The sequence below is a fragment of the Streptomyces sp. NPDC029466 genome, assembly GCF_055574515.1.
Window position 1 is genome coordinate 106,600 of the sequence record NZ_JBVHZH010000029.1, and the last position, 8,854, is coordinate 115,453.

Consider the following 8,854-nt stretch of genomic DNA (forward strand, 5'->3'; position numbering starts at 1 on the left):
TCAGTGGCTCGTGTTTCGATGGACACATGATCGAAGCACTTCGTACCCAAGAAGCAGGAGAGACCGCGATTACCCCGATTGCCGCCACCCCGCCCGCCGCGACCCCGGCCCCCGCCCCGGCCCCCGCCCCGGACGGCCCGTCGCTCGACCTCTCGGCCCTGGACCTGGCCGCCGTCGAGGCCGCCGTCCGCCGCGCCGCGGCCGACGAGATCATGCCCCGCTTCCGGCAGCTCGCCGCCGAGGACATCGTCGAGAAGAACGGGCCGCACGACCTCGTCACGGTCGCCGACCGGCTCGCCGAGGAACACCTCACCGTCTCGCTCACGGCCCTGCTGCCCGGTTCCCTGGTGGTCGGCGAGGAAGCGGTGCACGCCGACCCGGGCGTGCTCGACGCGCTGCACGGTGACGCCCCCGTCTGGATCGTCGACCCGGTCGACGGCACCCGCCAGTTCGTGCACGGCGACCCCGGCTTCTGCACACTGGTCGCGCTCGCCCACCGCGGCGAGGTGCTGGCCTCCTGGACGTACGCCCCCGCGCTCGGCCTGATGGCCGTCGCCCGCCGCGGCGCCGGCGCCCGGCTGAACGGCGTACCGCTCCAGGCCGGCAGCCCGTCCTCCGGTGCGGTCCTCGATGTCGCCACCTCCCACTACGACTTCACCGACGACGACCAGAAGCGGGTGCTCGCCACCCTGGACACCGGCGGTATCGCCCCGCGCCCCTGTGGCTCGGCGGGCCTGGAGTATCTGCACATAGCCCGCGGCGAGATCGACGCCACGGCCTTCAGCTGGGAGAACGCCTGGGACCACGCGGCCGGGCTGCTGCTGGTCCACGAGGCGGGCGGCGCCAGCGGCACGGTCGCCGGGCAGCCGTTCCGCATCGAAGGCGGCAATGCGCTGCCCTTCACCGCGGCGCGGGACGCCGAAACGGCGCGGCGTATCCTCGGACTGCTGGCAGCCGCCAACTGACCCTCACCGACGAGGGTCGGAATTGAGGGGAGTGGCGCAGGTGCCGAGGATGCTCGATGCCGTGGTGATCGGAGCGGGACCCAACGGCCTGACGGCGGCCGCCGAACTGGCCCGCCGCGGTATGTCCGTGGAGGTCTTCGAGGCCCGCGACACCATCGGCGGCGGCGCCCGCACCGAGGAGCTGACCCTCCCCGGCTTCCGCCACGACCCCTGCTCGGCGGTGCACCCCACCGGCGTCGGCTCGCCCGCCTTCTCCGCCATGCCGCTGGACCGCCACGGCCTCGAATGGCTGCACCCCGACCTCCCGATGGCGCACCCCTTCCCGGACGGCACGGCCGCCGTGCTCGCCCACTCCGTCGGCGAGACCGCCATGTCCTTCGGGCCGCGGGACGCCGGCGCCTACCGCAGGCTGGTGGCGCCCTTCGTCGGCAAGTGGGACACCATGGCCCACGACTTCCTGCGCACCCAGTGGCTCGGCCTGCCGCAGGACCCGGTGACCTACGCCCGCTTCGGCCTGGTCGGGATCCAGCCGGTCAGCCTCCTCAACCGCCGCTTCCAGGGCGCGAAGGCCCGCGGACTGCTGGCCGGCCTCGGGGCGCACGCCAACGCCCCGCTCAGCGGCATCGGCACCTCCGGTATGGCCCTGATGTTCGCGCTCGCCGCGCACCACAAGGGCTGGCCGGTACCGCGCGGCGGCTCCCAGGCCATCTCCGACGCGCTCGCCGGTCTGCTGCGCGCCCACGGCGGAGTGGTGCACACCGACTTCGAGGTCAAGCGCCTGGACGATCTGCCGCCGGCCCGCGCGTATGTCTTCGACACCTCACCGACCGCGCTCGCCCGGATCGCCGGACTGGGCAACGCCTACCGCGAGGTGAAGTACGGCCCCAGCGTCTTCAAGATCGACTACGCGCTGGCGGCCCCGGTGCCGTGGACGGCCAAGGAGGCACACCGCGCCGGCACCGTCCATATCGGCCCCACCAGCGGTGAGATCGGCGCCTCGCTCAACGCCGCCACCCACGGCCAGGACCCCGCCGTCCCCTTCCTGATCACCGCTCAGCCCAGCCTGATCGACCCCACCCGCGCCCCCGAGGGCAAGCACACCTTCTGGGCGTACGGGCATGTCCCCAACGGCTGGGAGGGCGACGCCACCGAGGTCGTCGAGCGGCAGATCGAGCGCTTCGCCCCCGGCTTCCGTGACCTGGTGCTGGCCCGCGCGGTCGCCGGCCCGCCCCAAATCGCCGCCCGCAACGCCAATTACGTCGGCGGCGACACCGCCACCGGCTCCGCGGCCGGCCTGCGCCTGCTCATCCGCCCCAAGCTCGCCCGGGTCCCGTACGAGACCGCCCACCCCGCCATCTACCTCTGCTCCCAGGCCACCCCGCCCGGCCCCGGCGTCCACGGCATGTCCGGCCACTACGCCGCCAAGACGGTCTGGCGCCGCCTGCGCGCCAACCACCGCTGAGCGACGGGCCGTTCGGCGCGCGCGGGCGGGCGCCCCGTACCCCGCCCCGCTCGTCGTTCCCCGCAGATGCGCGGGACACCGCCTAGGCTCGTCCCCCATGAGCACCTCCCTCACCCTCATCCAGGGCGACATCACCGAACAGGCCGTGGACGCCGTGGTCAACGCCGCCAACTCGTCGCTCCTCGGCGGCGGGGGAGTGGACGGCGCGATCCACCGGCGCGGTGGCCCGGAGATCCTCGACGAGTGCCGTGACCTGCGCGCCGCCCAGTACGGCCGCGGTCTGCCCACCGGCCAGGCCGTCGCCACCACCGCCGGCCGGCTGCCGGCCCGCTGGGTCATCCACACCGTCGGCCCGGTGTGGGCGAAGAGCGAGGACCGCTCCGAGCTCCTGGCCTCCTGCTACCGCGAGTCCCTGCGGGTCGCCGACGACCTGGGCGCGCGGACGGTCGCGTTCCCGGCCATCTCCACCGGCGTCTATAGCTGGCCGATGGAGGAGGCCGCTCGCATCGCGGTGGAGACCGTGCGCGCCACGGAGACGGCGGTGGAAGAGGTGCGGTTCGTCCTCTTCGACGAGCAGGCGTACGCGGTTTTCGCTGCGCTCGTCGACTGACCTGCGGGAACGCCGGCTCAGTCGTTGCCGGGTCCGGTGGTCACCGCACGGTGACGCGGTAGGTGTGGTAGGTCGGACGGCTCGGTGCCGGTGCGGCCGTGGGGCCGGCGGGCGGGGGCGGCGAAGCCGTGGCCGAGTCGTGGCCCTGGCCGATGCAGGCGTGCACGGGGCAGTGGATCAGCCGGATCGTGGTGCTGCCCCGGCCGACGGCCTTGAAGCGGAAGAGCTGGCTGCCGCCGCCTGCCCCGTCCGCCTCGCTCCCCGAGCCCTCCTGATCCTCGCCCGCCGCGCGCACGACACCGGCGGCGGGCTTCGGCTCGGCCACGTACCAGCGTTCGCCGAGCGAGGCGTTGGAGGGCACGGACAGCGTGAACTCCTCGCCGGAGTCGGCCTCGATGGCGGTCTCGTCCGTGTCGTACGTGCTGGGCCTGATGAGACCGCATCCGGTGAGGGCGGAGAGGACGGTGAGCGTCGCGAGGGCGGTGAGTACCGGTGTGAGTACCGGTGTGAGCGCCCGGCGAAGGGCCGCGTTCGGGAGTTGAGTACGCATCATGGATCGCTTCAGTCGGCGGGGCCCGGGAAGTCGTACGCCGAAGCGGCAGCATGCCCATGACATGCTGCGCCGGAGGCGACGCCTGAGTGGAGATCATCTTAGGCGTGCGCCGGGCAGCCCGGCGGCGGGTCGCTGCCGCCGTCCCGCGACAGCGCTGCCGGCCCCCGCCGCACGAGGACCGGGACGGACCGCGCCGCCCTCCCTGGTCACCCCACGTTGATGTCGGATTCTCGCCAGCCGGAGCGCCTCGGCTGAGGAATCCTGAGGTCATGCACACCGACACCGAGCGCTGTCTGCGCGCCGTGCAGTCCAAGGACGCCCGCTTCGACGGCTGGTTCTTCACGGCGGTGCTCACCACCCGTATCTACTGCCGTCCCAGCTGCCCCGTGGTGCCTCCCAAGCCGGAGAACATGCGCTTCTACCCGAGCGCGGCCGCCGCCCAGCAGGCCGGTTTCCGGGCCTGCAAACGGTGCCGCCCGGACGCCAGCCCGGGGTCCCCGGAGTGGAACGAGCGGGCCGACCTCGTCGCCCGCGCCATGCGGCTGATCGCCGATGGCATCGTCGACCGCGAGGGTGTCCCCGGCCTCGCGGCCCGGCTCGGCTACAGCACCCGGCAGACCGAGCGGCAGCTGCTGGCCGAGCTGGGCGCCGGCCCGCTCGCCCTGGCCCGCGCCCAGCGGGCGCAGACCGCCCGGCTCCTGGTGGAGACCACCACACTGCCGATGGCCGAGGTCGCCTTCGCCGCGGGTTTCGCCAGCATCCGCACCTTCAACGAGACGGTCCGGGAGGTCTTCGCGCTGCCCCCGACGGAGCTGCGGCAGCGCGCCCGGCCGGGCCCGAGGGCGACGGTGCCCGGTGCGCTCGCGCTGCGGCTGCCCTTCCGGCAGCCGCTGAACCCCGACAACCTCTTCGGGCATCTCGCCGCCACCGCGGTCCCCGGCGTCGAGGAGTGGCGGGACGGCGCCTACCGCCGGACCCTGAACCTCCCCTACGGGCACGGCATCGTGGCCCTCGCACCCCGCCCCGACCACATCGACTGCCGCCTCTCCCTCACCGATCTGCGCGATCTGGCCGGGGCCATCGCCCGCTGCCGCCGGATGCTCGACCTCGACGCGGACCCGGAAGCCGTCGACGGACTGCTCCGCGAGGACCCGCGGCTGGCCCCGCTCGTCGACAAGGCGCCCGGCCGCCGGGTCCCGCGGACGGTCGACGCGGACGAATTCGCGGTCCGCGCCGTCCTCGGCCAGCAGGTCTCCACCGCGGCGGCCCGCACCCACGCCGGACGGCTGGTCCGTGCGCACGGCGAACGGATCGACGACCCGGACGGCGGCCTCAGCCATCTCTTCCCGACCGCCGCCGCGCTCGCCGGGCTGGACCCGGAACAGCTGGCGATGCCCCGTACCCGCCGGGCCACCCTCACCGGCGTCATCGCCGCCCTCGGCTCCGGTGCGCTGCAACTGGGCGTCGGCAGCGACCGGGACGCCGCCCGGGCGCAGCTCGCGGCGCTGCCCGGCATCGGCCCCTGGACCGTCGAATGCGTCGCCATGCGCGCCCTCGGCGACCCGGACGCCTTCACCCCCACCGACCTCGGGCTGCGCCGCGCGGCCGCCGGCCTCGGCCTGCCGCACACCCCGGCGGCCCTCATCCGGCACTCCGCGCTCTGGCGCCCCTGGCGCGCCTACGCCGTCCAGTACCTCTGGGCGACCGACGACCACCCCATCAATCACCTCCCGACGAACTGAGCCCACCGCCATGACTGTGCACGCACCCGAACCCGCCGCCCCCGTCACCCACACCGTCCTGGACGACACCCCGGTGGGGCCGCTCACCCTCGTCGCCACCGGAGAGTCCCTCAGCGGCCTCTACATGACCGGCCAGCGCCACCGCCCGCCCCAGGAGACCTTCGGCCACCCGGCGGACCCCGGCGAGCCCCCGTTCGCCGCGACCATCGCCCAGCTCCGGGCCTATTTCCGCGGCGAGTTGACCACCTTCGACCTGCCGCTGGCCCTGCGCGGCACGCCCTTCCAGCGCCGCGTGTGGGCGGCGCTGTGCACCATCCCGTACGGCGGGACCGTCTCGTACGGGCAACTCGCCGAGCGGCTCGGCACCCCGTCGGCGTCCCGCGCGGTCGGCCTGGCCAACGGCCGCAACCCGGTCGGCATCATCGTCCCGTGCCATCGCGTCGTAGGCGCCAACGGCAGCCTCACCGGCTACGGCGGCGGCCTCGACCGCAAGCGCCGCCTGCTCGCCTTCGAGCGCACGGAGGACGGCCTGTTCCCGGCGGAGTCCGTCGGCTGACGGCGCTCCGCACGGCCCCGCTCGACGGGACCTCCGCCGGGACGATCCCTAGCCCCCCGTCACCTCACGCACCTCCGCCACCAGCTCCTCCGCCGCGGTCAGCGAGCGGACCAACTCCTCTTCCGCGTGGCCGAGTTCGCCGAGCAGGGCAGCGGCACGGGCGCCGAAGCCGGGTGGTGTCTCCGGCATCGCCGCGGCCGCCGCGAGTGCGCCCTTCTCGTTGAGGCACCAGGTGCGGTGGTGGGCGTGCAGGGCCTGGACGAGGTAGCCGACGGCGCGGGAGAGGCACAGGGCCGAGTGCAGCACGTCCCGGGCCGCGGACGACTTGCCGGCCATCGCCACCGAGAACCCGGCGTCCCAGACCGCGCCGCCGGTCAGTGCCTTGCGCAGGGGCTCCGGATAGTCCTGGGTCTCCTGCCGGAGCCGGGCCAGTTCGCCCCCGGGGTCGGCGAGCACCCGGCCCAGCGCCGCCTCGCCCGGATAGGCGGGGGACCAGAAACCGAGCGGGTGACCGGCCTGTACGCCGATCTCGAAGCGGCCCGCGCGGCACTCCTCCCAGACCTGCCGCACCCGGTCGACGTCCCGCAGGATCCAGTCCACCTGGCGGCCGTCGGGCAGCTCCAGCCAGGCGCCGCCGTTGACCCACGCACCCCAGGCCCCCGGCCCGTACACCTCGACGGGACCGCCGGTCACCTCCGCGGCCAGCGTCTCCAGCGCCGCCAGGTCCGGCTCACCCCGGTAATAGACCCCCAGATCCCAGTCGGAGTCCGGCCGGTGGGTGCCCCGGGCCCGGCTTCCGCCGAGCATCACCCCGATGATCCCCGGCACCTGTGCGATCTCGGCTGCGATGGCGTTCATGGCGGTCATGGCGGTCAGCCTAGGGAGCACGGCCGTACCGGTGTCCACCTCATTTCGACGGGCCGTCAGACGCGTTCGGCGGAACACCGTCCTCCAGTTCTGCCGGGCCACGGCCGGCCGCGCGGGCCTTCAGCGCGGCGTCGACACGCAGCGCCATCTCCCGGCTCACCAGCGTCTGGGCCTCGTCCCAGTGCACCATGCGCCAGGACAGCAGCTCGCTCTCCTGGAGGCGGATCGCGGACAGCTGGGCGGCGTCCAGCACCCCGCCGTCGTAGAGGTACGACACCAGCGGCGGGCGGTTCGTGCCGCGTACCCAGTCGATGGCGAGCAGCGCGCCCGGCTCGATGTCCAGGCCGATCTCCTCGGCGGTCTCGCGGCGGGCGGCCTGCCGGGGCGATTCGCCGGCGTCCGACTCGACGGTGCCGCCGGGCAGGATCCAGGTGTCGCGGTAGTTGGGCTCCACGAGCAGCAGACGGCCCTCCGCGTCGCGGAAGAGGGTGCCCGCGCCCGCGATCACACGGGGCAGACCGGCGATGTAAGCGGCGTAGTCCATGGTCGTCACGGCGCGAGCCTAGACGGCGCGGGTCCGGGGCCGCGCCCGCCCGGCGGATCTTCCAGGGGCGCACACCGGGGGCGCTCGGCGGCACCGCGGACCGGTGTGCCCTGTTCGCCGTGGCGCGTGCCGGATAAGGTCACAGCGGCGCGACTGCCAGTTCGAAAGCAAGGGGAAACACGGTGGCGGACGCATCAAGGACACCCACAGCACATGTGCTGATCGCCGCGGACAAATTCAAGGGCTCGCTCACGGCCGTCGAGGTCGCCGAGCATGTCACCGCCGGTCTGCGGCGCGCGGTCCCCGGGCTGGCGGTCTCGGCCGTCCCGGTCGCGGACGGCGGCGACGGTACGGTCGCAGCGGCCCTCGCGGCCGGTTTCACCCGTTACGAGGCCCGGGTCACCGGCCCGACCGGCGTGCCGGTGACGGCCACTTTCGCGCTGCGGGACGACGGCACGGCGGTGGTGGAGATGGCGGAGGCCTCCGGACTCCAGCACCTCCCCGGGGGCGTCTTCGCGCCCCTGACGGCCACCACGTACGGCACCGGTGAGCTGCTGCTCGCCGCCCTCGACGCGGGCGCGACCTCGATCGTCTTCGGCGTCGGCGGCAGCGCCACGACCGATGGCGGGGCGGGGATGCTCGCGGCGCTCGGCGCGCGGTTCCTGGACGCGGACGGCGAGCCGGTCGCCCCGGGCGGCGGCCCGCTGCGCGACCTGGCCACCGCCGATCTGTCGGGGCTGGACCCGCGGCTCGCGAAGACCGTGATCGTGCTCGCCAGCGACGTCGACAACCCGCTCACCGGCCCGAAGGGCGCCCCGGCGGTCTACGGCCCGCAGAAGGGGGCGAGCGAGGAGGACGTGGCCACCCTGGACGCGGCCCTGGCGCACTATGCCGAGGTGCTGGCGGGTGCGGTGGGCCCCAGGGCCGCGGAACACGCGCTGGCGCCGGGCGCGGGCGCCGCGGGCGGTATCGGCTACGGCGCGCTGGTCGGCCTGGACGCGGTCTTCCGGCCGGGCATCGACGTCATGCTGGACGTCCTGGGCTTCGCCCCGGCGCTGGCGAAGGCCACCTTCGTCATCACCGGCGAGGGCTCGCTCGACGCGCAGACCCTGCACGGCAAGGCGCCGGCCGGGGTCGCCGCCGCGGCCCGTGCGGCCGGTCTGGACGTGGTCGCGGTCTGCGGCCGGCTCCAGCTGCCCCAGGAGGCGCTCGCCGCGGCCGGCATCCGGCGGGCCTACGCCCTGACGGATCTGGAGCCGGACCCGGCCCGCTGTATGGCCGGGGCGGGCCCGCTGCTGGAGCGGGCGGCGGAGCGGCTGGCGCGGGACTTCCTGGTCTGAGACCCGGTGCGGCCCCCGGCGGGCCGCACCCACCGCACACGCCGCGGGGGGGGGGGGGAGGGGGGGGGTGGGGGGGGGGGGGGGGGGGGGGGGGTGGTGGGGGGGGGGGGGGGGGGGGGGGGGACGGGGGGGGGGTGGTGGGGGGGGGGGGGGGGTGGGGTACCCCTCCTCCTCTTTCTCTCCCCCACACGCATACTACAAAGGGAGGGAACGGA

The 8,854-nt window shown here is 74.7% G+C and carries 9 protein-coding genes; 6 read left to right on the top strand and 3 right to left on the bottom strand.

Annotated elements, in window-relative coordinates:
* The first annotated feature begins 26 nt into the window (after positions 1-26).
* From ACZ4XD_RS22385 to ACZ4XD_RS22395, 3 genes are all read left to right on the top strand, one after another.
* The gene (locus ACZ4XD_RS22385; RefSeq protein WP_468044617.1) at positions 27-965 is read left to right on the top strand and encodes an inositol monophosphatase family protein; all 939 of its coding nucleotides are present in this window, start codon (positions 27-29) and stop codon (positions 963-965) included.
* 40 nt (positions 966-1,005) lie between these two features.
* On the top strand, positions 1,006-2,427 hold the full coding sequence (locus tag ACZ4XD_RS22390) for a phytoene desaturase family protein (RefSeq protein ID WP_468044619.1): 1,422 nt from the start codon (positions 1,006-1,008) through the stop codon (positions 2,425-2,427).
* Between the two features lie 97 nt (positions 2,428-2,524).
* The gene (locus ACZ4XD_RS22395; protein ID WP_468044621.1) at positions 2,525-3,037 is read left to right on the top strand and encodes an O-acetyl-ADP-ribose deacetylase; all 513 of its coding nucleotides are present in this window, start codon (positions 2,525-2,527) and stop codon (positions 3,035-3,037) included.
* 40 nt (positions 3,038-3,077) lie between these two features.
* Here ACZ4XD_RS22395 and ACZ4XD_RS22400 read toward each other — a convergent pair whose 3' ends face one another.
* Entirely contained in the window at positions 3,078-3,590 is a 513-nt protein-coding gene (locus ACZ4XD_RS22400) for a protease inhibitor I42 family protein (RefSeq protein WP_468044623.1), read from the bottom strand.
* Between the two features lie 269 nt (positions 3,591-3,859).
* On the opposite strand from ACZ4XD_RS22400, the gene ACZ4XD_RS22405 reads away from it, so the two are divergent.
* Positions 3,860-5,332 carry an AlkA N-terminal domain-containing protein gene (locus ACZ4XD_RS22405; protein WP_468044625.1) on the top strand — a complete coding sequence of 491 codons (1,473 nt, stop codon included), beginning with the start codon at positions 3,860-3,862 and terminating at the stop codon, positions 5,330-5,332.
* A 10-nt stretch (positions 5,333-5,342) separates the two neighbouring features.
* Complete coding sequence (locus ACZ4XD_RS22410) at positions 5,343-5,888, top strand: methylated-DNA--[protein]-cysteine S-methyltransferase (RefSeq protein WP_468044627.1); 546 nt, start codon at positions 5,343-5,345, stop codon at positions 5,886-5,888.
* Positions 5,889-5,936: 48 nt separating this feature from the next.
* Here ACZ4XD_RS22410 and ACZ4XD_RS22415 read toward each other — a convergent pair whose 3' ends face one another.
* Together ACZ4XD_RS22415 and ACZ4XD_RS22420 are read right to left on the bottom strand one after the other, a co-directional pair.
* A complete protein-coding gene (locus tag ACZ4XD_RS22415) occupies positions 5,937-6,746 on the bottom strand; it encodes a DUF4037 domain-containing protein (RefSeq protein ID WP_468044633.1) in 810 nt (269 codons plus the stop codon).
* A 49-nt stretch (positions 6,747-6,795) separates the two neighbouring features.
* Positions 6,796-7,299, bottom strand: a complete 504-nt coding sequence (locus ACZ4XD_RS22420) for an NUDIX domain-containing protein (protein ID WP_468044635.1) — start codon at positions 7,297-7,299, stop codon at positions 6,796-6,798.
* Positions 7,300-7,514: 215 nt separating this feature from the next.
* Between ACZ4XD_RS22420 and ACZ4XD_RS22425 the strand changes: the two genes are divergently transcribed.
* Positions 7,515-8,639: a glycerate kinase gene (locus ACZ4XD_RS22425; protein ID WP_468044637.1), complete on the top strand. Its 1,125-nt coding sequence runs from the start codon at positions 7,515-7,517 to the stop codon at positions 8,637-8,639.
* Positions 8,640-8,854 lie beyond the last annotated feature (215 nt).